Annotated in this window: 21 protein-coding genes and 1 tRNA gene; 12 read left to right on the top strand and 10 right to left on the bottom strand. The window is 69.1% G+C overall.

Features of this window, described 5'->3' with window-relative positions; translation table 11 throughout:
- Positions 1–115 precede the first annotated feature (115 nt).
- On the top strand, positions 116–358 hold the full coding sequence (locus AB0L91_RS13630) for a hypothetical protein (protein WP_255587266.1): 243 nt from the start codon (positions 116–118) through the stop codon (positions 356–358).
- A 167-nt stretch (positions 359–525) separates the two neighbouring features.
- On the top strand, positions 526–1,200 hold the full coding sequence (locus tag AB0L91_RS13625; protein ID WP_019044571.1) for a Crp/Fnr family transcriptional regulator: 675 nt from the start codon (positions 526–528) through the stop codon (positions 1,198–1,200).
- 172 nt (positions 1,201–1,372) lie between these two features.
- On the opposite strand, the gene AB0L91_RS13620 is transcribed toward AB0L91_RS13625, so the two are convergent.
- Genes AB0L91_RS13620 through AB0L91_RS13610 form a run of 3 tightly spaced genes read right to left on the bottom strand, consistent with a single transcriptional unit; the run spans position 1,373 to position 2,802 of the window.
- The gene (locus AB0L91_RS13620; protein WP_365009829.1) at positions 1,373–2,167 is read right to left on the bottom strand and encodes an MBL fold metallo-hydrolase; all 795 of its coding nucleotides are present in this window, start codon (positions 2,165–2,167) and stop codon (positions 1,373–1,375) included.
- A gap of 9 nt (positions 2,168–2,176) precedes the next feature.
- Entirely contained in the window at positions 2,177–2,638 is a 462-nt protein-coding gene (locus AB0L91_RS13615) for a RidA family protein (RefSeq protein WP_357346006.1), read from the bottom strand.
- A gap of 2 nt (positions 2,639–2,640) precedes the next feature.
- Positions 2,641–2,802, bottom strand: coding sequence for a DUF4177 domain-containing protein (locus tag AB0L91_RS13610; RefSeq protein ID WP_019044568.1), 162 nt, complete (start codon positions 2,800–2,802; stop codon positions 2,641–2,643).
- Positions 2,803–2,861: 59 nt separating this feature from the next.
- Here AB0L91_RS13610 and AB0L91_RS13605 point away from each other — a divergent pair, with 59 nt between their 5' ends.
- A complete protein-coding gene (locus tag AB0L91_RS13605) occupies positions 2,862–3,899 on the top strand; it encodes an ArsA-related P-loop ATPase (protein WP_365009826.1) in 1,038 nt (345 codons plus the stop codon).
- Complete coding sequence (locus AB0L91_RS13600; RefSeq protein ID WP_355280922.1) at positions 3,896–5,029, top strand: ArsA family ATPase; 1,134 nt, start codon at positions 3,896–3,898, stop codon at positions 5,027–5,029. Before AB0L91_RS13605 ends, AB0L91_RS13600 begins: the two co-directional genes overlap by 4 nt.
- A 136-nt stretch (positions 5,030–5,165) precedes the next feature.
- Here the strand turns inward: AB0L91_RS13600 and AB0L91_RS13595 are convergent, their stop codons facing one another.
- Positions 5,166–5,489 carry a WhiB family transcriptional regulator gene (locus AB0L91_RS13595; RefSeq protein ID WP_019044565.1) on the bottom strand — a complete coding sequence of 108 codons (324 nt, stop codon included), beginning with the start codon at positions 5,487–5,489 and terminating at the stop codon, positions 5,166–5,168.
- 374 nt (positions 5,490–5,863) lie between these two features.
- Here AB0L91_RS13595 and AB0L91_RS13590 point away from each other — a divergent pair, with 374 nt between their 5' ends.
- Positions 5,864–8,242, top strand: a complete 2,379-nt coding sequence (locus AB0L91_RS13590; protein WP_355280924.1) for a transglycosylase domain-containing protein — start codon at positions 5,864–5,866, stop codon at positions 8,240–8,242.
- A gap of 59 nt (positions 8,243–8,301) precedes the next feature.
- On the opposite strand, the gene AB0L91_RS13585 is transcribed toward AB0L91_RS13590, so the two are convergent.
- A complete protein-coding gene (locus AB0L91_RS13585) occupies positions 8,302–8,766 on the bottom strand; it encodes a GatB/YqeY domain-containing protein (protein WP_365009822.1) in 465 nt (154 codons plus the stop codon).
- A gap of 121 nt (positions 8,767–8,887) precedes the next feature.
- Here AB0L91_RS13585 and AB0L91_RS13580 point away from each other — a divergent pair, with 121 nt between their 5' ends.
- From AB0L91_RS13580 to AB0L91_RS13570, 3 genes are all read left to right on the top strand, one after another.
- Entirely contained in the window at positions 8,888–9,850 is a 963-nt protein-coding gene (locus AB0L91_RS13580) for a metallophosphoesterase (protein WP_355280928.1), read from the top strand.
- Between the two features lie 1,107 nt (positions 9,851–10,957).
- On the top strand, positions 10,958–12,157 hold the full coding sequence (locus AB0L91_RS13575; RefSeq protein WP_365009820.1) for a hypothetical protein: 1,200 nt from the start codon (positions 10,958–10,960) through the stop codon (positions 12,155–12,157).
- A 64-nt stretch (positions 12,158–12,221) separates the two neighbouring features.
- Positions 12,222–12,295, top strand: a tRNA-Pro gene (locus AB0L91_RS13570).
- A 68-nt stretch (positions 12,296–12,363) separates the two neighbouring features.
- Here AB0L91_RS13570 and AB0L91_RS13565 read toward each other — a convergent pair.
- Positions 12,364–12,951: a hypothetical protein gene (locus AB0L91_RS13565; protein WP_365009819.1), complete on the bottom strand. Its 588-nt coding sequence runs from the start codon at positions 12,949–12,951 to the stop codon at positions 12,364–12,366.
- A 478-nt stretch (positions 12,952–13,429) separates the two neighbouring features.
- Between AB0L91_RS13565 and AB0L91_RS13560 the strand changes: the two genes are divergently transcribed.
- Both AB0L91_RS13560 and atzF read left to right on the top strand, forming a co-directional pair.
- The gene (locus tag AB0L91_RS13560; protein WP_357345993.1) at positions 13,430–14,134 is read left to right on the top strand and encodes a GntR family transcriptional regulator; all 705 of its coding nucleotides are present in this window, start codon (positions 13,430–13,432) and stop codon (positions 14,132–14,134) included.
- Positions 14,135–14,146: 12 nt separating this feature from the next.
- Positions 14,147–15,856 carry an allophanate hydrolase gene (gene atzF, locus AB0L91_RS13555; protein WP_365009816.1) on the top strand — a complete coding sequence of 570 codons (1,710 nt, stop codon included), beginning with the start codon at positions 14,147–14,149 and terminating at the stop codon, positions 15,854–15,856.
- On the opposite strand, the gene AB0L91_RS13550 is transcribed toward atzF, so the two are convergent.
- The 3 genes from AB0L91_RS13550 to AB0L91_RS13540 all read right to left on the bottom strand — a co-directional run bounded on the left by AB0L91_RS13550 (position 15,813) and on the right by AB0L91_RS13540 (position 18,885).
- Positions 15,813–16,451: an arsenate reductase ArsC gene (locus AB0L91_RS13550; protein WP_365011292.1), complete on the bottom strand. Its 639-nt coding sequence runs from the start codon at positions 16,449–16,451 to the stop codon at positions 15,813–15,815. The genes atzF and AB0L91_RS13550 overlap by 44 nt on opposite strands.
- Positions 16,452–17,005: 554 nt before the next feature.
- Complete coding sequence (locus AB0L91_RS13545) at positions 17,006–18,466, bottom strand: catalase (RefSeq protein WP_365009813.1); 1,461 nt, start codon at positions 18,464–18,466, stop codon at positions 17,006–17,008.
- Positions 18,463–18,885 (bottom strand): Fur family transcriptional regulator, encoded by a 423-nt coding sequence (locus tag AB0L91_RS13540; protein ID WP_357346603.1) that lies wholly within the window; start codon positions 18,883–18,885, stop codon positions 18,463–18,465. The genes AB0L91_RS13545 and AB0L91_RS13540 overlap by 4 nt, the downstream gene beginning before the upstream one ends.
- Before the next feature lie 269 nt (positions 18,886–19,154).
- Here AB0L91_RS13540 and AB0L91_RS13535 point away from each other — a divergent pair, with 269 nt between their 5' ends.
- Together AB0L91_RS13535 and AB0L91_RS13530 are read left to right on the top strand one after the other, a co-directional pair.
- Entirely contained in the window at positions 19,155–19,808 is a 654-nt protein-coding gene (locus AB0L91_RS13535; protein ID WP_365009810.1) for a 2OG-Fe dioxygenase family protein, read from the top strand.
- Positions 19,805–21,037, top strand: coding sequence for a M20/M25/M40 family metallo-hydrolase (locus tag AB0L91_RS13530; RefSeq protein ID WP_365009807.1), 1,233 nt, complete (start codon positions 19,805–19,807; stop codon positions 21,035–21,037). The genes AB0L91_RS13535 and AB0L91_RS13530 overlap by 4 nt, the downstream gene beginning before the upstream one ends.
- Positions 21,038–21,040: 3 nt before the next feature.
- Here AB0L91_RS13530 and AB0L91_RS13525 read toward each other — a convergent pair whose 3' ends face one another.
- Complete coding sequence (locus AB0L91_RS13525; protein WP_365009804.1) at positions 21,041–23,896, bottom strand: tetratricopeptide repeat protein; 2,856 nt, start codon at positions 23,894–23,896, stop codon at positions 21,041–21,043.
- Positions 23,897–24,032 lie beyond the last annotated feature (136 nt).

The raw sequence follows: 24,032 nt of genomic DNA, 5'->3' as shown, positions 1-24,032 counted from the left end.
GCGGTGGAGGGGGAAACGGGCACCTGTCCACCATACGGAACCGCTACGACAACATCGGGTGGCCAGTTTGCCGCCTGTGTTCCATCTGAGACCTGGACCGTGTTTACTGCCTGTCATGCAAGGACTCGCTGTGGTGCTCTTCCCAGTGCTGTTGATGCTGTTCGCGCTGGGGATGGAGCGGGTCGAGAATCGGCTCCGAAAGCTTCTCGAACCCGACGAAGAGGTTCAGCAGTACCTGGACAACGCCAGCAACGCCGAAGTGAAAGAGCTGACGAAGCTCGGCCTCCCCGCCGCGGTCGCGCGGATGCGCAAGCGCCGCTCACGGACCGCCGAAATGGACGTCGCTCGGGCCAGCTGATCATCGTTCCACCCTGGGCACAACCGCCCGTTCACACTCCGCGCACAGTGCGCAATCCACTCTTTACGTGGTGTCTGTCACTGTGCTGCTGTGATGCCGCGTAGACTGCGCTGTTGGTCGATTCGCTCGACCAGGTTCGCTAGCCATTTCCCATAAGGAGCACATTCGTGGACGAGGCCCTCGCCAGAGCAGGCATCTTCCAAGGCGTCGAGCCCACCGCGGTGGCCGCGCTCGCCAAGCAGCTGCAGCCCGTAGATTTTCCGCGCGGCCACGTCATCTTCAACGAGGGCGAACCCGGCGACCGGCTGTACATCATCACCTCGGGCAAGGTGAAGATCGGCCGTCGGTCCCCGGACGGCAGGGAAAACCTGCTGACCATCATGGGTCCGTCCGACATGTTCGGTGAACTGTCGATCTTCGACCCGGGCCCGCGTACCTCGACCGCCACCACGGTCACCGAGGTCCGCGCGGTGACGATGGACCGGGACGCGCTCAAGGCGTGGATCGATCAGCGCCCCGAGATCGCCGAGCAGCTGCTGCGCGTGTTGGCCCGACGTCTTCGCCGCACCAACAACAATCTCGCCGACCTGATCTTCACCGACGTGCCGGGTCGCGTCGCCAAGGCGCTGCTGCAGCTCGCTCAGCGCTTCGGCACCCAGGAAGCGGGCGCGCTGCGCGTGACCCACGACCTCACCCAGGAAGAGATCGCCCAGCTGGTCGGCGCCTCCCGTGAAACCGTGAACAAGGCGCTGGCCGACTTCGCGCATCGCGGCTGGCTGCGACTCGAGGGCAAGAGCGTGCTGATCTCGGATTCCGAGCGGCTCGCGCGTCGCGCTCGCTGAGGCGAGTAGTTCGTCGACGTCTCGGCACGCCGGGACCACCGGTGCGGCTCCGCAGGAAGAGGGCCTCGTCCGCACCACTGTGGTTCCGGCGTGCCGTCGTCGTTTCAGCAGGTCTGCCGCGCATGCCGACGGCCGACGTGCAGATCACCACACGTCGGCCGTCGGGCCGGGCTCAGGCCCGTTCGGCCCGCAGATATTCCAGCTGTGCCTTCACCGAGCTACGCGCGGCGGGCCACAGCCGTTTGTCCACATCGGCGTACACCTTGCGGACGACCTCGAAAGCACCCGCGTCCTGGCCCAATTCGACCAGCGCCGCGCGGATCTGATCGAGCCGTTCGCGCCGGTGGTTCAGGTAGTACCGCACCACCGGGGCCGCGTCGGGATGATCGGGACCGTGCGCGGGCAGCAGTGCCTTGCCCGCGCCGCGCTCGAGCAGCAGCTCCAGCGAGCCGAGGAAGTCGGCGAGCGCGCCCGGTGACGAGGCCAGGACGGTCGTGCCCTGGCCGAGCACCGTGTCACCGGTGATGATCGCGTCGTCGAGCAGGAAGCTCACCGAGTCGGCGGTGTGGCCCGGGGTGGCGAGCACGGTGATCCGCAGGCCCGCCGCCTCGACGACCTCGCCGGCCACCAGCGCGCTCACCTCGCCGCGCAGGTAGCTCGGATCCACCGAACGCACCGGCGTCCCGGTGGCCTTCACCAGGTGATCGATGCCGCCGGTGTGATCGGGGTGGTGATGGGTGATCAGGGTCAGCGCCACCCGGCCGCCGGTGGCCGCGACGATCGCGGCCGTGTGCTTCTTGTCCTTCGGCCCCGGATCGACGACCACGTAGTCGTCGCTGCCGGGAGCGCGCAGCAGCCAGGTGTTGGTGCCGTCGAGCGTCATCTGCGACGGGTTGTCCGCCAGCAGGACCGATGCCGACGGCGTGACCGCCCTGACCTGGCCGTACGCGGGATGTTCCAGTGCCATGACGGCTGCCTATCCGACCTCGACGATCAATTCCACCTCGACGGGAGTGTTCTTCGGCAGTTCCGAGACACCCACCGCGGAGCGCGCGTGCACGCCCGCCTCGCCGAAGACCTCGCCGAGGAACTCCGAGGCGCCGTTGATCACGATCGGCTGATCGGTGAATCCCGGTGCGGAGTTGACGAACCCGACGACCTTGACGATCCGCACGACCTGGTCGAGCCCGACCAGATCGTGCACGGCGGCCAGCGCGTTCAGCGCGCACAGCCGCGCGGCCTCCTTGGCCTGCTCCACATCGACGTCCGCGCCGACCTTGCCGACCGCCGACAGTTCACCGTCGACGAAGGGCAGCTGGCCGGAGGTGTACACCAGCGAACCGGTGCGCACGGCCGGGATGTAGGCCGCGACGGGAGCGGCGACCGGCGGCAGGGTGACCCCGAGCCGATCGAGCGCGTCCTTCCACGCGGTGGCCACGGCTACTTCTGCCGCTTCAGGTAGGCGACGTGCTGCTCGCCGGTCGGGCCGGGCAGCACCGTGACCAGCTCCCAGCCGTCGGCGCCCCACTGGTCGAGGATCTGCTTGGTCGCGTGCGTCAGCAGCGGCACGGTGGCGTACTCCCACAGGGTGACTTCACTCATGGTGTGAGTTTAGGGCGCACCCCGACCGCCGCCGAGAAACGGGTTATAGGCTCGGCCACGTGGGAGCACCAACAGCAGAGCCGGTTTCGTCGGTTCCCGAACCGTCGACCGGATGGCCACAGCGCGCGGCCACCGCCCGCTTGCACTACGTCACCGGCAAGGGAGGCACCGGCAAGTCGACCGTTTCGGCCGCACTCGCGCTCGCCCTGGCCGCGGGGGGACGCAAAGTGCTGTTGGTCGAGGTGGAGAGCCGTCAGTCCATCGCGCAGCTGTTCGACCGGCCGCCGCTGCCACCCACCGAGACCCAGATCGCCAGTGCCGACGGCGGTGGTGAGGTGTTCGCGCTCGCCCTCGACATCGAGCACGCGTTCCTGGAATACCTCGACATGTTCTACAACCTCGGCTTCGCGGGCCGGGCGATGCGCCGGATGGGCGCGATCGAGTTCGTCACCACCATCGCGCCCGGTCTGCGCGACGTGATCCTCACCGGCAAGATCAAGGAATGCGTGGTGCGCGCCGACAAGAACGGCAAGCCCGCCTACGACGACATCGTCGTCGACGCGCCGCCGACCGGCCGGATCGCGAGCTTCCTCGACGTCACCCAGGCCATGGCCGAGATCGCCAAGGGCGGCCCGATCGCCTCGCAGGCCGAGGGCGTGTCCAAGCTGCTGCATTCGGACCAGACGATGATCCACCTGGTCACCCTGCTCGAGGCGCTGCCGGTGCAGGAGACCGCCGACGCGGTCGCCGAGCTGGCGGCCAACGACCTGCGGATCGGCACGGTGATCGTCAACCGGGCGGCCGAATCCCGGCTCACCGATGTCGATCGCGCGCTGGCCGTGCGCGGCGAGCTCGACAGCACCGCCGTCGCCGCCAGTCTGGCGAAGGCCGGAATCACGCTGCCCGACGAGGATTTCGCGGGTCTGCTCACCGAGACCGTCGACCACGCCGTCATGCTGACCGCGCAGGACGAGAGCGCCGCCGAACTGGCGCGGGTCGACGTGCCCCAGCTGCACCTGCCCGCCCTCGGCGAAGGCATGGACCTGGGCGGACTCTACGAACTGGCAGAACAGCTATCCGCGCAGGGAGTGCGATGAGCGAGCAAGTGACCACCACGCCCCCGCTGGATGTCTCCCGGATCATCGCCGATCCGACCGCCCGCGTGATCGTCTGCTGCGGTTCCGGCGGCGTCGGCAAGACCACGACCGCGGCCTCGATCGCGCTGCGGGCCGCGGAGGCGGGCCGCAAGGTCGTGGTGCTCACCATCGATCCGGCGCGCAGGCTGGCCCAGTCGCTCGGCGTCGCCGAGCTGGACAACACCCCGCAGCGCGTCGATCTCGGTCCCGAGGTGCCCGGCGAGCTGCACGCGATGATGCTGAACATGCGCCGCACCTTCGACGACATGGTGCTCGAGCACACCAGCGCCGAGAAGGCCGAGCAGATCTTCGCCAACCCGATCTATCAGACGGTGGCCTCGTCCTTCGGCGGCACGCAGGAGTACATGGCGATGGAGAAGCTCGGTCAGCTGGCCGGGCACAAGGAGTGGGACCTGATCGTGGTCGACACTCCGCCCTCGCGCAACGCGCTGGACTTCCTCGACGCGCCCAAGCGGCTCGGCAACTTCCTCAACGGCAAGATGATCCGGCTGATCATGGCGCCGGGTCGCGGGGTCGGCCGGTTCGTCACCGGGGCGATGAGCCTGGCGATGCGCGGTGTCTCGACGATCGTCGGCGGCCAGATGCTCAAGGACGCCTCGACGTTCCTGCAGTCGCTGGAGTCGCTGTTCGGCGGTTTCCAGGACCGGGCCGAGCGCACCTTCGCGATGCTGTCGAAGCCGGGCACGCACTTCCTGGTGGTCGCCGCGCCCGAACCCGACGCGCTGCGGGAAGCGTCTTTCTTCGTCGACCGGCTGTCCACCGAGCAGATGCCGCTGGCCGGCCTGGTGCTGAACCGGACCCACCCCGCGCTGTCGGGACTGTCCGCCGATCACGCGCTGACCGCCGCCGATCAGCTCGATGGGACGGACCCGCTCGCCGCGTCGGTGCTGCGCATCCACGCCGAGCGGGTGGCGACGGCGAAGCGGGAACAGCGGTTGCTGCATCGCTTCACCGGCGCCCATCCGCGGGTCCCGATCGTTTCGGTCACCGCGCTGCCGTTCGAGGTCTCCGACCTGGAGGCGTTGCGTGCGGTCGGTGACCAGTTGGCGGGCAAACCCGCCGCGGTCTGAGCTGTCCGGTCCGAATCCAGAGCTCGATTCAGACATTTCAGCTATAGCTCACAATTTCGTAACACTCGCCAACGGCGCCGATTCCGCAAACCCCGCGGTCTCGGCGCCGTTTGTGATAACGCTGCGGTCTCGCCTGCTAGATCGCCACCTGGTGCTGGCGCTGGGCCTGGAAGAAGTCGGCCCACGACGTCACATCGGGATGCTGCTTGAGCAGCGCGCGCCGCTGCCGCTCCGTCATCCCGCCCCACACTCCGAACTCCACCCGGTTGTCCAGCGCGTCGGCGCCACACTGCATCAACACCGGGCAATGGCGGCAGATCGTCGCCGCCTTGCGCTGCGCCGCACCACGAACGAACAGCTGATCAGGGTCCACTTCCTTGCATCGCGCCTGGGCAACCCAAGCGATCCTTGCCTCGGCCTGCTCTACATCCAGTCGAGCGATGGGGGTTGTGATGTGCATTTTGATGTGCCCCTTTGCAGTCCGAACACCGTTGTGCGGCGCTCCAGAATCGCGAGCGCGGATCACAGCAACCCAACTACCGCTGCGGTCCGCACCACATTCCACTTTGAGTGTTAGCTCTATCACACTGGGTTCTCAATCTAGGTAAAGGTATGGCGCTTGCGCAAGACCACCCCCCGATTTTTTGGTACGGCCGTCCATTCAAATCAGCGATCCGACCGGGCAGTCCTGCTGTTCACCGGCGTGGCCGGGCGCGACACGCCGATGTGATCATTTTGTTGACACGCCCGAGCAACCCCCCTGGCACCGACCGGACATCACCTGTCGAGCAGCACAGCCGTGAACACCGCCACCCCACCCTTTAGGCTGGGCGGGTGCCGATCACTCAAACGCTCGCGAGGCTGGCCGGCAGCTGCGCGCTGGCCTCCGTGCTAGTCGCCGGGCTGTTGTTCCCCTTGGCCGGTGGATTCGGGTTCATCTCCAACCGAGCCGCCGATGCCGTCGACAACGTGTCAGCCGAACTGGTCGAAGGCACGGTCCCGGCCGTCTCGACCATGGTCGACGCGAACGGCGCGCCCATCGCCTGGCTCTACGAGCAGCGACGGTTCGAGGTGCCGAGCGATCGCATCTCCAACAACATGAAGCTGGCGATCGTGTCCATCGAGGACAAGCGCTTCGCCGACCACAAGGGCGTCGACTGGCAGGGCACGCTGCGCGCGTTCCTCACCAACACCTCCTCCGGTGAGGTGCAGCAGGGCGCGTCCACGCTCGACCAGCAGTACGTGAAGAACTTCAACCTGCTCGTCGTCGCGAAGACCGACGTCGAACGCCGGGCCGCGATCGAGACCACCCCCGCGCGCAAGCTGCGCGAGATCCGGATGGCGCTCACCCTCGACCGCGAGCTGAGCAAGGACGAGATCCTCACCCGCTACCTGAACCTGGTGCCCTTCGGCAACGGCTCCTACGGCATCCAGGACGCCGCGCAGACCTACTTCGGCGTCGACGCCGCCGACCTGAACGTCACCCAGTCGGCGATGCTGGCTGGCATGGTGCAGTCCAGCTCCAAGCTGAACCCGTACACCAACGTCCAGGGCGTCACCGATCGCCGCAACACGGTGCTCGACACGCTGATCCAGAACATTCCCAACCGCGCGGAGGAGTTCCGCAAGGCCAAGTCCGAGCCGCTCGGTGTGCTGCCGGAGCCGAAGGGCCTGCCGCGCGGCTGTATCGCCGCCAACGACAAGGGCTTCTTCTGCGACTACGCGCTGCAGTACCTCGCCGAGTCGGGCATCAGCCGCGAGCAGGTGGACAAGGGCGGCTACCTGATCAAGACCTCGCTCGATCCGGTCCTGCAGGAGTCGGTGAAGCGCTCGGTGAACGAGCAGGCCGACCCCAACCTCGACAACATCGCCGAGGTCATGTCGGTGATCGCGCCCGGCCAGGACTCGCACCCCGTCCTCGCGATGGCGTCGAGCCGCACCTACGGCCTCGACCGCGACGCCAACCAGACGCTGCTCGGCCAGCCGTACTCGATGGCCGGTGACGGCGCCGGCTCGATCTTCAAGCTCTTCACCACCGCCGCCGCGATGGAGAAGGGCCTCGGCATCGCCGCCCAGGTGGACGTGCCGGGAACCTACGCCGCCAAGGGCATGGGTTACTCGAACTCGCCGGGCTGCCCGGCCGACTCGTGGTGCGTCAAGAACGCGGGCAACTACCCGGGGTCGATGTCGGTGACCGACGCGCTCGCGACCTCGCCCAACACCACGTTCGTGAAGATGATCCAGGACGTCGGCGTGGCCGCCGCGGTGGACATGGCCGTGCGCCTCGGCATGCGGACCTACACCGAGCCGGGGACCTCCGGACACGGCAACACCAGCCTGGCCGACCACATCAAGAACAACAACATGGGTTCGTTCACCCTCGGCCCGTTCGCGCTGAACCCGCTCGAGCTGTCGAACGTGGCCGCCACGATCGGCTCGGGTGGCAAGTGGTGCCCGCCCTCGCCGATCAAGGAGGTCGTCGACCGCAGCGGCAAGGCCGTTCCGCTCACCCAGCAGGCGTGCGAGCAGGTGGTCGACCCCGGTCTGGCCAACACCCTCGCCAACGCGATGAGTAAGGACGACGTCAGCGGTACCGCGGCGGGCGCCGCGCGGGCCGCGGGCTGGGCCGCGCCGATGTCGGGCAAGACGGGCACCACCGAAAGCCACCGTTCCTCGGCGTTCCTCGGCTTCACCAACTCGCTGGCCTCGGCGGTCTACGTCTACGGCGACAGCCCGACCCCCGGCGAGATCTGCTCGTTCCCGCTGCGCAACTGTGGCGCCAGCAACGCCGCGGGCCTGTTCGGCGGTAACGAACCCGCGCGCACCTGGTTCAACGCCATCAAGCCGGTCCTCGACCGGTTCCCGCCGCCCGGCCTGCCGCCGGTGGACGACAAGTACGTCCGCGGCGCGAACAACTCCCAGGTCCCCGATGTGGCGGGCAAGTCGCAGGGCGAGGCCACCTCGATCCTGTCCGGCGCCGGATTCCAGGTGTCGGCGGTGACCAGCCCCGGCTCGCAGGCCAAGGGCACCGTGATGGGCAGTTCGCCGAACGGCATGGCCATCCCCGGCTCGGTCGTCACGATCTACATCAGCGACGGCTCGGTCCGCGTGCCGGTGCCGACCACGCCGCCGCCGGCCGCGCCCGCGCCCGCGCTGCCTGGTCTCCCGCAGATCCCGCGCCTGCCACCGATCCCGATCCCGGTGCCGCGTTAGAAACGCGAAAAGGGCCGCCGTCCTCGAAGGACGGCGGCCCTTTTCGTTGTCCAGGCCCCTCAGAGGCGGGCTTTGACCGCCGCGGACAGCCGCGAACCGTCGGCCTTGCCCTCGGCGAGCGCGGTGGCCGCCTTCATGACCTGACCCATCTGCTTCATCCCCGGCCGCTCGCCGATCTCCTCGGCGACCTGGGCGATCGCGGTGTCGGCCACCTGGGCCACCTCGGCCTCGGTCAGCTGCGTCGGCAGGTACTCCTCGATGATCTCTTCCTCGGCGCGCTCGTTGGCGGCCAGCTCGCCACGCCCGTTCTGCTCGTAGATCACCGCCGACTCGTTGCGCTTCTTGGCTTCCTTCTGCAACACGGAGACGACCTCGGCATCGGAGAGTTCCCTCGCCTGCGCTCCCGAGACCTCGGCGTTCTGGATCGCGGCGAGGAGCATCCGCAGGGTCGACAGACGCAGAGTGTCCTTGGCTTTCATCGCGGCGGTCATATCCGCGCGCAGTTGCGATTTCAGTTCCGACATGCGCCTCACGCTAGCTGTTCACCCGGCGGAGTCCCATCACATTTTCATCGCAACCGAATTTCCGACCGTTTGTGCGGAAACACACGCGCCGTTCCGGGAGGGGGTCGCCTATGCTGGGCAAATGCCCGTTATCTCGACGTCCGCTGTCCGCCGAACCGCGTTGGGAGCCGCCGGGGCCGCCGTCGCCGGAATCGGCTACGCCACGCTGATCGAACGGAACGCGTTCGTCCTGCGTGAAGCCACCATGCCGGTCCTCGCGCCCGGCTCACCGACGCTGCGGATTCTGCATGTCAGCGACCTGCACATGATGCCGGGCCAGCAGCTCAAACAGCAGTGGCTGCGCGAACTCGACCGGCTCGAACCCGACCTGGTCGTGAATACCGGCGACAATCTTTCGCACCCCAAGGCCGTGCCCGCTGTCGTGCAATCACTCGGTGCGCTGCTGGCCCGTCCCGGTCTGTTCGTGTTCGGTTCGAACGACTATTTCGCGCCGGTGCCGAAGAATCCGCTGAAGTATTTCAAGAAGGATCATCGCCGCGTTTACGGTGACCCGCTGCCCTGGCAGGATCTGCGCGCGGCGTTCACCGAACGCGGCTGGCTGGATCTGACCCACACCCGTCGCGACCTCGAGGTGGCGGGCATCCGCATCGCCAGCGCGGGCGTCGACGACCCGCACCTGCAGCGCGATCGCTACGACACCGTCGCGGGCGCGCCCAACCAGCTCGCGCAGCTGAGCATCGGCGTCACCCACTCGCCCGAGCCCCGGGTGCTCGACCGCTTCGCCGAGGACGGCTACGACCTCGTGCTCGCCGGTCACACGCACGGTGGGCAGCTGGTGGTGCCCGGTTACGGCGCGCTGGTGACCAACTGCGGCATCGACAAGTCGCGGGTGAAGGGCGCCTCGCAGTGGGGCGAGCACACCCAGCTGCACGTCTCGGCGGGCATCGGCACCTCGCCGTGGGCGCCCTACCGATTCTGCTGCCGCCCGGAGGCGACCCTGCTGACGCTGGTCGGCGCCCCGCCGAAGCGGCCGTCGGCCGACACCGGCCACGGCATCTCGGCATCGGAGGCCGTCGCCCGCTAGGGTTGCGCCCCGAACGACGTTTGTCAGTAGGGGATGACAGTGAGCAGTGGATCCGACGACCGGCGCAACGACCCGACCGTATTCGGCGGTTCCGGCGCTTCCGACCCATCCGACGCGCAGTGGCAGCGCCCCGGTGCGGTGACCCCACCCCCGGGCGCTCCCGCACCGGCGGATCCCGCTCCGGGACAGCCGAATCCCGATCCCACCGCGGTGTGGACGCCCGGCAGCACCGGTCTCCCACCCACCCTGCGCTGGGACCGATCCGGCCCACCCCCCGGCCTCCCCGAGCCGACCCAGTGGACGCCGGCGGGCCCCCAACAATGGGACAACCCGCCTCCCGGACAGCCGCAGCCCGGCCAGGCCGACGCCACCCAACTGCGCGGCCCCTCGGCCCCTGCCCCATGGCCTGGCACGAATCCCTCTGCCGGACAGCCCGGCTCACCGCAGCCGTGGCAGCCAGGCCAGGCTGACGCCACCCAGCTGCGTAACCCTGCCGAACCGCCGCCTTGGCCCGGCGCGAACGCCCAGACCGGACAGCCAGGCTTTCCGACATCCAGCCAGGCCGACGCCACTCAGCTGCGCGGCCCCTCGGACCCCGCCCCGTGGCCAGGCGGCAATCCACCTGCCGCGTCCCCCGACCAGGCCGCCCCGACCCAGCTGGGGAATCCCGCGACGCCCTGGCCTGGCGCGAATCCCCCTGCTGGACAACCCGGTTCACTCCAGCCATGGCAGCCCGGCAGCCAGGCCGATGCCACACAGCTGCGCAACCCCGCCGAACCCGCCCCGTGGCCCGGCGCGAATCCGCCTGCCGCGCCGCCAGGGCAGACCGACCCGACCCAGCTGGGGAATCCCGCGGCACTGTGGCAAGGGGCGAATCCCCCAGCAGCACAGCCTGGTTCGCCGCAACCGTGGCAGCCTGGCCAGGCCGACGCCACTCAGCTGCGCGGCCCCGCGGACCCCACCCCGTGGCCCGGCGCGAACCCCCCAGCCGGACCGCTCGGCTCAGCCCAGCCAGGGCAGGCCGACGCCACCCAACTGCGTACTCCGGCCGAGCCCGCGCCTCGGCCCGGCGGGATTCCGCCTGTTGGGCAGACCGACCCGACCCAATTGGGCAATCCGGCTACACCCTGGCCGAGCGCAAATCCCGCTGCGGCACAAACGGGTTCGCCGCAACCTTGGCAGCCCGGCCAGGCCGACGCGACTCAGCTGCGCGGCCCCGCGGACCCCGCCCCGTGGCCCGGCGCGAACCCCCCTGCCGGACTGCCGGGGTCGCCGCAGCCCGGTCAGGCCGACGCGACCCAGCTGCGCACCCCCAACGCGGGGTGGCCGGGGACGAATCCGCCCGCTGGGCAGCCGGGGCAGCCCTGGGGCGCACCCGCAGGCCAGCCGCAGTGGGGCGCGCAACCGCCTGCGGAGCAGCCGAATCCCGCGCAGCAGTGGGGGCAGCCGCAGTACGGCGAGGTGCCGCCGTTGGAGCAGTACGGCAACCAGCCCTACGGACAGCCGCCGTACGGCCCGCCCGGACAGAAGTCCGGGAGCAAGGCCGTGGTCTGGGTGGCGGCCGGTGTCGCCGCCCTGCTGCTGGCCGGCGGTGCCATCACGGCGTTCGCGCTGACCCGGGGTGACGACGACCCGACCACCACCGCGAGCGGGAGCACCACCCCGTCGATGGTCAGCGCCCTCACCACCACCGGCGCGCCGCCGCCGTCGAGCAGCAAGCCGCAGCCCAGCTCCAGCACGCCGTCGCCGTCCGGCGCCGCGGGCAACCGCACCCCGCTCATCTCGGGCTATCAGGTGGTCGCCTCGCCCGATCGCGGCGCCGCCTACGACGTCCCGCCGAGCTGGAAGGTCGCCACCGAGACCACCATCGGCGGCGTCGGCGAACCGCCGGGCGACACCGTCATCGGCAAGGGCTACGCCTCCGACGGCCGCGACTACTGCCCCGGCTCCACCCGCACCATGTCGCTGCTCACCGGCTCCAAGCAGGCCGACCACGCCGCGGCGGGCGCCGAGCTCGGCACCAAGGCCGCGCCCCTGGCCTACACGGGTGCCACCGGCACCCCCGGCCCGGCCCAGCCGCTGAAGTCGATCGACGGCAAGACCGACGGCATGTTCACCGAGACCACCGGCACCGTCCCCAACCCCAAGCCCGGCTGCGCGTCGACCTTCTCCATCTACACCTACGCGTTCAAGGGCGCGAAGGACGGCAGCTTCGTGATGGTCATGATCGCCGACACCGGCGTCCCCGACGCCATCGACGCCGCCACCGCCAAGCGCATCTTCAGCTCGGTGCGAGCCCTCAACTAGCTCCCTGACCAGCCGGTTTAACAATCCCGACCACCTCGTTGTAAGCTACTTCAGGTTCGCCTCACGGGGTGTGGCGCAGCTTGGTAGCGCGCTTCGTTCGGGACGAAGAGGTCGCAGGTTCAAATCCTGTCACCCCGACGTGTTGGTTGAGACACAGAAGAGCCCCTGATCAGTTCACTGGTCAGGGGCTCCTCGTATTTTCGGGGTCACGCCAAGATTTCCGCCTTCAGATCCGGCCTGTCCCGCTCCTCCGCGAACACCAGTCCGCGCTCGCACAGCAGGTCGACGAAGTACGCGTAGGGACTGTCGTCGCTGTTCACGGCCATCATGAACAGCAACGCCACCAGGTCGTTCGTCGACTCCGGCGACCATCGGTAGCCGACCGCTGGACCGTACTGGTCGAAGATCGGTGCGCCGTTCCCGGGAGAGTTGAACCAGACGCCCTCGACGCGTCGCACCATCCACTCGCCGATATAGGTGACGAATTGGTCCGCGAGATGATCGTTTTCGGGCGCGTACCGTCCGTCCTCGCCACGGACGGCGACTTCGATCAGGGCAGTGATCCAGTCGAACGCGGCGACGCTGAATCGGTCATCGAGCGAGGGGCGGCCCTCGGTACCCCGTACCGCTTCCAGCCGGGGCAGCGTCTCGGCGAACAACCGCTCGATGCGGGCGTCGATCGCGGCCGGGTCGCTCCACGCGAGCCAGGCCAGGGACTGCTGGGCGTCGGCGTCGAAAAATCCGGGGTCAAGATCGCTGTCTGCCGGAGTGGCCCGTCTCGCGTCGGTTCTCACGTTCCCTCATATGCCGTTGTGGTCGCAACCGAGCGATGCTACAGCCGCCGCGGCACTCGCACCCGGCTATCCGGCGCGCCGGCCGGATCAGTGGTGATCGCGACGGGTCGGGCGAGGGACGGACGCGCCGCGGAGCAGGGGTTCTTCGTAGGGTGGGGGCGTTTCGCGGTCGAGGGGGTTGGGCCACCAGACGGTGATGGCGATGACCGAGAACAGGCCGAGGATGAGGGCCACGATTGCGGCGGATGCGTTCATGGTTCGCCCTTCCGGGTGAGCGGAGTGGGAGCGCGGCGGTGGGCTCGTGCAAAGACTGCGCGCGGACTGTGTCACCCGAGGTTCCCTGCGTGTTCGAAGGTGGTTGAGAAGTGCTCTCCACGCGAACGCGGCCTTGGTGAGATGCGGCGGTGTGAGGACCCGATAACCTGACGCTTACTTTCTGTCACTTGATAGAAATTCCCGGTCGATAGCGTATACACCCATGTCGACAAGGGTGGATGCACCGGATGACGGCGCTGGCAGACCGCTGCGAGACGTCGTGTACTCGACGTTGCGCGCGGAGTTGATGAACGGCGACATCCGCTTCGGCGAGCGCCTGACCGAGCCGAAGCTGTCGACCAGATTCGGCATCTCCCGCACGCCGGTGCGCGAGGCGCTGACCATGCTCTGCTCGGACGGCCTGCTGGAACGCGAGGAATTCGGGTTCAGCCCGGTCCGGCCGAGCGTGGCCCGCATCCGCGACCTGTACGAACTCCGGCTGACGCTCGAACTGGGCGGGATGACCAGGGTGCGCACCGACCCCACCCTCACCCACGACGAACGCCTGCTGCGCGCCGAACAGCAGCGCTGGCTGGCCCTGCAGGCCGACCCGCCCGCCCAGGAGCCGGGGTTCGTCGTGGTCGACGAGGAGTTCCACGTCGCCCTGCTGACCGCCGCGGGCAATGCCGAGATGGTGCGCGCGCTGATCGCGGTGAACTCCCGCATCCGGCACGTGCGCATGTACGACTTCATGATCAACAACCGCATCGAGACCACGATCAGCGAGCACCTCGGCATTCTCGACGCCGTACTCGCCGGCGAGCTCGAGCTGGCGCAGCGGCTCCTGCACACCCACATCGGCGACTCACTCGATGTCGTGCTCGACCGCATCTCGCGCGCCGTCGCCGCCATGTCCATGAGCGATTAAGGAGACCCCGCCATGTCAGCAGGACTACTCGACACCGCGACCGCGAGGGTCGCCGCGGCCTACGCGCGGATCGCCGAGGTGGACCGTCCCGAGGTCTGGATCACGCTGCGCCCGGAATCCGAACTGGCCACGGAGGCAGCGGAACTGGAGCGCCGGATCGCCGCGGGCGAGGAACTGCCGCTGGCCGGGCTGCTCGTCGCCGTGAAGGACAATGTCGATGTCGCGGGCCTGCCGACCACCGCCGCCTGCCCCGAATTCGCCTATCCGGCAACCGAAACCGCCACGGCCGTCGCGCGCTTGGTCGCGGCGGGCGCGCTGGTGCTCGGCAAGACCAATCTGGACCAGTTCGCCACCGGCCTGGTCGGCACCCGGAGCCCGTACGGCGCGGTCCGCAATGCCCTGTATCCCGAATTGATCTCCGGCGGTTCGAGTTCCGGCTCGGCGGCGGCGGTCGCCCTCGGCATCGCCGACCTGGCGATCGGCACCGACACCGCCGGATCGGGCCGCGTGCCCGCCGCGCTGCACGGCATCGTCGGCATCAAGGCCAGCCTCGGGGTGATCCCCGGGCACGGCGTCGTCCCGGCCTGCGCCGACTACGACGCGGTCACCGTCTTCGCCGCCGACCTCGACCTGGCCGTTACCGCGGCCAAGACCATGGCGGGCCCCGACGCCCGCGATCCGCGCAGCCGCGCCTGGCCCGCCGACGTGCGCCTGGCCGCCGCACCCCGGCCGAAGGTGGCGATCCCCCGCCCCGCAGACCTCACGCCCCTGAGCCCCGCCTACCGGCAGGCCTTCACCGACACCGTCGCCACCCTGCGCGATCAGGGCGTCGCGGTGCACGAGATCGACATCTCCCCGCTGCTCGACGCGGCCCGGCTGCTCTACGACGGCGCGATCGTCGCCGAGCGGTACGCGGCCGTCGGCGCGTTCGTCGACAAGGGAGCGGCCGGGCTCGACCCCACCGTCGCCGGAATCATCGGCGCGGCACGGGAACTGGACGCGCACGCCTTCGCCACCGATCTCGACACCCTCGCCCGCGCCAGGGCGGCGGCCACCGCGCTGCTGACCGGCTACGACGGCTTGCTGCTGCCGACCACCACCGAGCATCCGTCGATCGCCGAGGTGGCCGCCGACCCGGTGGCGATCAACCGCAGGCTCGGCACGTACACCAACTTCTGCAACCTGCTCGATCTCGCCGCCGTCGCGGTGCCTGGCGCGCCCACCGCCGCCGGATTGCCGTTCGGCGTGATGGTGGTCGTGCCCGCCTTCGCCGACCAGCTCGCCGTCGACCTGGCCGCCCGCCTGACCGGCACCCCACCGCCGCTGCTGGTGGAAACCGGTGTGCCGCTGGCGGTGTTCGGCGCGCACCTGCGCGGCCAGCCGCTGCACTGGCAGCTCGAACAGCTCGGCGCCCGATTCGCGGGCGAGATCACGACCAGCGACGCCTACCGGCTCACCGCGCTCGACACCACCCCGCCCAAGCCCGGCCTGGTCCGCCACGGCGACGGCCTCGGCGCGCCGATCCTGGGCGAGCTGTTCCTGGTCTCCCCCGGCGGTCTGGGCCGCTTCCTGGCCGAGCTGCCCGCACCGATGGCGCTGACCAGCATCGAGCTGTCCGACGGCCGCTCGGTGATCGGATTCGCGTGCAGCTACGACGCCGCCGCCACCGCCACCGACATCACCGGCTACGGGGGCTGGGTGGCGTACCTGCGGGCTCGCTGACGTCGATCCCCAGCTCGGTGAGCAGGCCCGTCACGCGGCGGCCGATGTCGTCGCGGATGGGCCGCACCAGCTCCAGTTCCAGACCGGCCGGGTCCTCGATGATCCATTCCTCGTAGCGCACGCCGGGCACCAGCGGACAGGTGTCGCCACAGCCCATCGTGACGATCACGTCGGCGGCCCGGACGATCTCGTCGGTCCACGGCTTCGGATACTCGCGCGAGATGTCGACATCCACCTCCGCCATCGCCGCCACCGCGGCCGGATTGAGCTGCTCGCCGGGCACCGACCCGCCCGACCAGGCGACCGCGCGGCCCAGCGCCAGCTCCTCGAAGAACCCCAGCGCCATCTGCGACCGGCCCGCGTTGTGCGTACACAGGAACAGCACCGTCGGACGCGGCGTCGCGACCTTGCCCTCGACCTTGGCCAGCGCCTGGAGCCGCTGCCTGCCGAAACGTTCCGCCAGCAACGGGAGATACAAAGTCACCGTCGCCCTGGCGGCGAAGTCGTCGTAGGAGGTGTGCAGGAAACGATGGATCGTCGCCGGCTCGAACATCGTCGCGAACTCTTCGCGCAGCCGTACCTCGGCACGATCCAGCGCGTCTCGGTGCTCGGCGATTTCGACCACCCCTCAACCCTGACGGCGAATGCCGTCGAACGCAAACGACCGGGCCGGTCACCCCGCGAACAGACCGGCCCGGTCGGCGTACCCCGCGACACCCGCGGAACAGCTCCGGCCCAGTCCTTCGGTGTGGTTACCGTCGGCAGTGCGTCTTCAGCGTCTGGAAGAGCCACCTTCTGGTCTGCACCGCCGGGTCCGACTGATCACCCCTCGAGACCGGTCGGACCCGGTTGTTCCGGTGTCTGGAGAAAGGATGCGATGCCCGTCTCGAGAGGTTCTTAAGAACAACTTGTCAGCATCGGCCGATTCTTCGGCGATGATGGAAGTACCGACAAGATGGAGAGCGACGATGGAGACCGTGATCGTCTGGTTGCTGGCGAGCCTGCTGTACTGGTTCAGCAACTTCTGACCGAAAAAACATCGACGGCGCGGAACGAAATCCGCTCCGCGCCAACCCATTTCCTGCGGACACGACGCGAGGCAGGCAGCCTTTCGGCGTACCTGCCCCGCGTCAGCTTCGATGTGGTGGATCAGCCCTCCCGGCCTGCCCGCACCCCTTCCTCGACGCGCTTGCCCAGATCGGCGTCGACATTGCGCCAGTACTCGAATACTCGACTCAGTACCGGTTCGCTGACGCCGGCCAGCACGTGCCCGACGATATTGTCGGCCAAGCGCTCACGCGCCGCCTCGTCGAGGACCTCGCGCACCAGCGTGCCCGCCTGGGTGAAGTCGCCGTCCTCGGCGTGCTCGACATAGCCTGCCCGCACCATCGACGGATCGAATTCCCACAGCCCGCCGTCGCCCGCCGCGGCCGGGTCGGCGTGCGGCCCGCCGAACGAGTTCGGCGCGTAGACCGGCACGTCGGCCGGGTTGTACTGGTACCGCATGGCGCCCTCCTTCGAGTAGGAGTTCACCTCGGCGGCCTTGGCCTGGTTCGGCGGCAGCTGCGCGTAGTTGGTGCCGATGCGGTAGCGGTGCGCGTCGGCGTAGGCGAAGACCCGGCCGAGCAGCATCTTGTCCGGCGAGAAACCGATGCCGGGGACGATGTTGGACGGCTCGAAGGCGGCCTGCTCGATGTCGACGAAGAAGTTGCCCGGATTGCGGTTCAGCGTCCAGGTGCCGACCTCGATCAGCGGGTAGTCCCGCTGCGACCACACCTTGGTCAGGTCGAACGGGTTGAACCGGTAGCCCTCGGCCTCGGCGACCGGCATGATCTGCACCTTCAGCGTCCAGCTCGGGAACTCGCCGCGCTCGATCGCCTCCCAGAGGTCCTGGCGGTGGTAGTCCGGATCGGAACCGGCGAGGGTGTCGGCCTCGGCCTGGGTGAGGAACTCGATGCCCTGATCGGTCTTGAAGTGGTACTTCACCCAGAACCGCTCACCCTCGGCGTTGATCCACTGGTAGGTGTGCGAGCCGAAGCCGTCCATGTGGCGATAGGTCTTGGGCAGGCCGCGGTCACCCATCAGCCAGGTCACCTGGTGCGCCGACTCCGGGCGCAGCGTCCAGAAGTCCCACTGCATGTTGTGGTCGCGCAGGCCACTGCCCGGCAGCCGCTTCTGCGAGCGGATGAAGTCGGGGAACTTCATCGCGTCCTTGATGAAGAAGATCGGGGTGTTGTTGCCGACGAGGTCGTAGTTGCCGTCCTCGGTGTAGAACTTCACCGCGAACCCGCGCGGGTCGCGCCAGGTGTCCGGGCTGCCCTGCTCACCGGCCACGGTCGAGAACCGCACCAGCGATTCGGTGCGCGCGCCCGGCTGGAACAACTTGGCCTTGGTGTAGCGGCTGACATCGCCGGTCACCACCAGCTCACCGTAGGCACCGGACCCCTTCGCGTGCACGATGCGCTCCGGCACCCGCTCGCGGTTGAACTGGGCCAGCTTCTCGATCAGGTAGTGGTCGTGCAGCAGCACCGGTCCCTGGGTTCCGGCGGTCAGCGATTCGTCGTCGCTCTCGACGGCACTGCCGGTGTTCGTCGTGGTCGGCTTGGTCATTTCGCGGCCTCCTGGTTTCGACAGTCGGGGCACAACCCCCAGAAGACGACCTCGGCCTCATCGATCGCGAAACCGTGATCGTCCGCGGGCTGCAGACAGGGCGGGGCGCCGGTCACACAATCGGTGTCGACGACCAGCCCACAACTTCGGCACACCAGGTGATGATGATTATCCCCGGTCCTGGTCTCGAACCGGGCAGGCGAGCCCGCCGGCTCGATCCGCCGCAGGATTCCCACTCGCACGCAGGCGCTGAGCACGTCGTACACGGCCTGCGTAGACACCGCGCCCAGCCGCGCCCTGGCGGCCGTCGCGATCGTCTCCGCGTCCGAATGCGGCAGCGCGGCAACAGCGTCCAGCACCGCGATCCGGGGCGCGGTCACCCGCAACCCGGCCTCGCGCAACAGTCGGCAAGCGTCCATCTCCTCGGTGTGCACAGCATCCACTCTGCCCGGTTTCTGGAATAAGTCAAGAAAACGATTAATTCCATATGACGGGGGTCACCGGCCGGGGCGCGGACCGTCCGGCGGCGGGCGCCGCCCACCCGTCGCGCCCGGCTCCCCGGCGGTAATGTGAGCCAATCTGTGCTCTGCATTCCATCGGGAAGGAGTTCACCATTCTCGTTCATGACAGCACCCCGACCAGCGCGGATCACCTCCAGCGCAGCCTGCGGAAGTCCGCGTTCGCCATCATGACTCGGGACGATTTCGACCTCACCGAGGCCGACATCGATGTGCTATCGAACCTCTTCCAGCGCGACCTCGAACCCGACCGATGGCTACCGGCGGGCCAGCGCTACCGGTCCAGGGCCTACCAGTGCTTCGACCTGTCGCTGCCCGAACTGCGGTGCACGCCGATCGCCGCGCCCCCGCCCTACCTGCAGTCCGCGGATGTCAACCCGCTGGCGGGCGGCATCGAACGCCGGTTCGCGGCGATTCCGGTCGAGCACCCGGCCACGTCGATCACCGTCCGCGTGGCTTCGCGCCTCGCCCGCCTCCTGATCGACGCGGACATTCTCGACCCGTCAGCGCATCCGCGGTGCTGGGTGGACGCCCACTACATCCGGATCGACGCGCCGGGCGACCCGTGCCCGGAGGGCCCCCACCGCGACGGCCTGCTCGCCGGATCGGCACATCTGGTGCGGCGCAACAACATCACCGGTGGCGAGTCCATCCTCTACGACACCACCGGCCGGGAAGCAGGCCGGTGCGTGCTGGCCGAACCGATGGACTCGTTCGTCTTCCACGACAGCGAGGTCCTGCATTTCACCGAACCGATCGCGGCCGAGGACGCGGGCGTGCCGGGCTTCCGTGACGCTCTGCTGATCGGATTCCGCACCGCGTGACACCGACGACGAATCAGTTCGTCGACCGGCTCGACGACCTGCTGCCCGACGACGAACTGATTCGCCTCGCGACAGACCTGACCGCCATCCCGTCGTTCACCGGCGAGGAAACCGAGCTGGCACAGTTCATCCGGGACTTGCTGCTGCGCAACGGGTTCGACGCCTACACCCAGGAGGTTTCGCCCGGCCGGGAGCAGGCGATCGGGCTGCTCGGTCCCGCCGGAGCCCGCCCCGCGCTGTTGTACAACGGTCATCTCGATATGGACCCACTCGGCCGTGACCATCCCGCCGACCCGTTCGTCGCCTGCCGAGACGGCGACAAGCTCTACGGGGCAGGCCTGCACAACATGAAGAGCGGCCTGGCCGCGATCCTCGGCGCGGCACTCGCCGTGCGGCGCAGCGGTTTACCGCTGGTCCGCCCGTTGCTGCTCGAGTTCGTCGCCGGGGAACTCCAGGGCGGGGTCGGCACCAGGTTCGCCCTGCGGTCCGGTCTCACCGCCGACGCGGCGGTCGTGCCCGAACCGTATTCGGTCCGCCGGGTGATCACCAGAACGGCGGGCGTGCACAAGTTCGGGCTCGTCGTGCGTGGGCGCACCGCGCACACCAGCAGGCATACCGAGGGCGTCGACGCCGTCGCGATTCTCCGCCGGGCCCTCGATCACCTCGACGACGCCGACCTCGGGCTGCGCAATCCCGATTTCCCGCCGTTGCCGCGACTGCAGGTCAGCGGGATCATCGCGGGGCGCGGGGAGAATCACGAGCTCTCCGGCATCAGCTACCTGGCCGACAAGGCCACCGCGCTGATCGACATCCGCTACCCGCCACCGTACGAACCCGCCGATGTCGTCGCCGCGATCGACAGCGCGGTCGCGGATATCCGCGCGCTGTTCCCGGCGGCCCGGATCACCATCGACAGTCCGCCCGAGCCGGGATTCCGCATCGGTGGCAGCGCCATGCCGCCGATGGACGTGCCTCCCGACTCTCCCATCGTGACCGACATCGTGTCGCTGCTCCCCCTGGTGAGCGAGTTCGCCGTCACCGAAACCGGTCTGGCCCTGCCTTTCTCGTACTGCGGGAACGACACGACCCATCTGAGCCGGGCCGGGATCGACTGCTGCCTGTTCGGGCCGCGTGGCGCGGCGGGCGATACCGAACACCACGTGCTCGTGAGCGAGATGCGGGCGTGCGCGCGCACGCTGGCGGTCCTGGCATGGCAGCGGTGCGCCTGAGGGTTATTCACATCCGTAGTCCCGCAGCACCTTTCTGGTGCGTTCCGCGGCCGGGACGCCGAGGGGTTCGTAACAGCGCAGTGCGGCGCGCAGCAGTTCGCAGGCCTCGGCGGTGCGGCCCTGCAGCCGCATCACGCTGCCGAGCGCCCGTAGGGCGTCGCCTTGACCGTTGGGGTCGTTGACCTGTTCGGCGATCCGCAGCGACGCTCGGTAGTGCGCGTTGGCGGCGGCGTGATCACCGCATTCGCGTTCGATATGACCGAGTCCACGATGGTGGTCGACCCGGGCCAGCGACACCTTGATCGCCTCGGCGATCTCGAGGCCCTCCGCGTAGCAGCGGCGCGCCGCCTCCCATCGGCCCGCGTCCCGGTCGAGATTGCCCAGGCCCCACAGCGACCAGGTCTTGCCGTACCGGTCGTAGAGGCGGGTCGAGATCTCCAGTGATTCGGCGAAATACGTCGCCGCGATCGGATCACCGACCAGCCGGGTGAGATGCCCGAGCCCGCGCAGCGCGTCGCCGACGGTGATCTCGTCGCCGAGTGGCCTGGCGGTGCGCAACGCGGCGGTGTAGTCGGCGGTCGCGGTGGCATTGTCACCGAGCCTGCGCGCCACCTCACCGTGTCCCCAGCGGACCGAGGCCATTCGCCACGGGTCGTCGAGGGCTGTCGCGATCCGGGCCGCGGTCACCAGGTGCGCGGTCGCCTCGCCGTAGCGGCATTCGAGCCTGCGCACATGGCCGAGTCCGCGGTGCGCGTCGCATTCGGCCGGGCGGTAGCCGTGCTCGCGAGCGAGCTCCAGTGCCTCGGTGTAGTACTCCTCGGCCTCCGCGTGCGCGCCGTCGAGCCATGCGGTCTGGCCCAATTCGCACAGGATCTCCGCGCGCCGCTGCCGATCGCCGGTCTCGTTCGCGATCGCCAGCGCGTGGCGCAGACTGGTGTCGGAGTCGTCGTAGCAGCCACCGAGCTGGTCGATCCGGCCGAGCTGCAACAACGCCCCGACCTCCGCCGAGCGGTCCGCGGCGGTCACGGCGATGTGGTGCAGGGTGCCGCACAGCCGCCGGGCATCGGTCCAGCACCCCAGGTACCACAGCGGCTGGGTCAGCAGCATTGCCAGCTCGGCGGTCCGCGGTGTCGGCCGCGCCGCGGCGATGCAGGCCAGCAGATTCGCCCGCTCCACCGTCAGCCATTCGTAGGCGGCCTTGGTGTCCGGCTCCGCGGCCTCGAAGACCTCGGGCAGCCGGGTGCGGCGACGGATGTGCTCGGCCCGCCCGGCGGGGACGCCGTGCTCGTGCGCCTGCTCCAGGTAGCCATCGATCAGCCGGGTCATCGTCGCGGCGTGATCGCTCGGCGGGTCTTCCTGTTCGGCGTGTCTGCGGGCACACAGCTGCACCACGTCGTGCGCGCGATAGCAGTGCCCGACGCGCACCGACCGATCGATGAAGCCGGCCTCGGACAGACTGCGCAGCAACGACTTCGACTGCGCGAGACTGATCCGCGCCATCAACGCCACCGCCTCCGCGGTGATCTCCGGGCCGGGGAACCACCCGATCAGCCGCAGCACCCGGCGCTGCAACGGATCGCTGAGCCGGTCGTAGGACAGTTCGAACGCCGCGTAGAGCGACTGGTCCTCGGCGGTGAACCAGCCGAGAATGTGCTCGGCGGCCGACTCGCCGCCGGGATGGTCCGGCGGTGCGGACCGCAGCGCGGCGGTGTGGTCGGCGAACTCCGCCGCGCACTCGGCGAGCATCTCGGGACCGTAGTTGGCGATCTGCCCGGCGATCAGCTTGATGGCCAACGGCAATCTGCCCGCGGTGCGCAGGATCTGGGACACCGCCGCCTCGTCGTGGTCGGGTCCGAGGCAGGCCAGCCGCACCAGGAGTTCGCGGGCCTCGTCGTCACCCATCACTTCCAGCGGGAGCGGCACAGCGCCCGCCAGCCCGGTCAGTTTGGCGCGGCTGGTGATCAGCACGAAGCAACCGGGCGACTGCGGCTGTAGGTAGCGAACCTGTTTGCTGTCCAGCGCGTTGTCGAAGACGATGAACGAGCGCCGGTTGCGCATCACCTCCTGCCACTGATGCGCTCTCCCGGCCAGATCGCTCTCGATCGATTCGGGCGAGACGCCGACCTGCAGCAGGAGCTGCTCCAGCACGTCGGCCGGATCGCGCGGCTCGGTGCCGGGCGTGTGTCCGTGCAGGTCCTCCCAGAAACTGCGATCCGGGTAGCGGCGCGCGAACGCCGTTCTGGCCTGGCGCGCCAGCGCCGTCTTGCCGACGCCCATCGGCCCGGCGATCACGTGCACGGCGGGCTTGCGCTGCTGGAGATGGTCGACTATGCGGCGATGGATCTCGTCCAGCTGGCCCGACCGGCCGACGAAATCGGAGACATCGCTCGGCATCGCGCGTCCGGAGCTCCGGCCCGCCGGGTCGGCGGCCGCGACGCGGGCGGACACGGCGTCGGCCAGCTTGCTCAGCACGTGCGGTGACAGGCGGACGATGTCCTCGGCGTCGACCAGCTGATCCCAGGTCGTGCCGTAGATCTCGGCCAGGATCTCGAGTACCTCCACCGTCGGCCGGGCGGAGCTGCGACCGTTCGGCCAGGATTCGTAGGCGGCGATCCGCGAATTGACCATCGGCGCGTCGCGCTCGCGCACCCGCTCGTTGAAGCGGTGCGCGACCGCTTCCTGAGTCAGGTCGTTGGCCAGCCGCCACGCCTGCCGTGGCCTGCGACCGTGCCGGAGCATCTCGGCGGCCATCGGCGCGACCAGCTCCCGATCCGACAGGCCGAGACCGCGATAGACCTGACGTAGCCGACGCCGCCCCTCCGCGTCCGCACCGAATTCTCCGTCGCCGACAGCCACCATCCCCGCCCTCCGACAGTGCTCCCCCGGCATCGACAGCGCCATCGACGGCTGCTGACGAGCCCTGTGCCGGAGAACTTCGGGACGCCACCGCGATATTTCCTGGGTACCAGGCACATTCATGCAGGTCAAGGCGTTG

This window comes from Nocardia sp. NPDC051833 (genome assembly GCF_040681225.1).
Taxonomy (GTDB): domain Bacteria; phylum Actinomycetota; class Actinomycetes; order Mycobacteriales; family Mycobacteriaceae; genus Nocardia.
This window is presented reverse-complemented; position numbering and strand designations above follow the sequence as displayed.

Bases quoted from the DNA above. Each gene is read 5' to 3' on its own strand.
- AB0L91_RS13535 (WP_365009810.1), top strand. From the start codon at position 19,155: ATGACTCGGGACGATTTCGACCTCACCGAGGCCGACATCGATGTGCTA.
- AB0L91_RS13630 (WP_255587266.1), top strand. From the start codon at position 116: ATGCAAGGACTCGCTGTGGTGCTCTTCCCAGTGCTGTTGATGCTGTTC.
- AB0L91_RS13600 (WP_355280922.1), top strand. From the start codon at position 3,896: ATGAGCGAGCAAGTGACCACCACGCCCCCGCTGGATGTCTCCCGGATC.
- AB0L91_RS13620 (WP_365009829.1), bottom strand. From the start codon at position 2,167: ATGGCACTGGAACATCCCGCGTACGGCCAGGTCAGGGCGGTCACGCCG.
- AB0L91_RS13580 (WP_355280928.1), top strand. From the start codon at position 8,888: ATGCCCGTTATCTCGACGTCCGCTGTCCGCCGAACCGCGTTGGGAGCC.
- atzF (WP_365009816.1), top strand. From the start codon at position 14,147: ATGTCAGCAGGACTACTCGACACCGCGACCGCGAGGGTCGCCGCGGCC.
- AB0L91_RS13595 (WP_019044565.1), bottom strand. From the start codon at position 5,489: ATGCACATCACAACCCCCATCGCTCGACTGGATGTAGAGCAGGCCGAG.
- AB0L91_RS13585 (WP_365009822.1), bottom strand. From the start codon at position 8,766: ATGTCGGAACTGAAATCGCAACTGCGCGCGGATATGACCGCCGCGATG.
- AB0L91_RS13560 (WP_357345993.1), top strand. From the start codon at position 13,430: ATGTCGACAAGGGTGGATGCACCGGATGACGGCGCTGGCAGACCGCTG.
- AB0L91_RS13525 (WP_365009804.1), bottom strand. From the start codon at position 23,896: ATGGTGGCTGTCGGCGACGGAGAATTCGGTGCGGACGCGGAGGGGCGG.
- AB0L91_RS13545 (WP_365009813.1), bottom strand. From the start codon at position 18,466: ATGACCAAGCCGACCACGACGAACACCGGCAGTGCCGTCGAGAGCGAC.
- AB0L91_RS13540 (WP_357346603.1), bottom strand. From the start codon at position 18,885: ATGGACGCTTGCCGACTGTTGCGCGAGGCCGGGTTGCGGGTGACCGCG.
- AB0L91_RS13610 (WP_019044568.1), bottom strand. From the start codon at position 2,802: ATGAGTGAAGTCACCCTGTGGGAGTACGCCACCGTGCCGCTGCTGACG.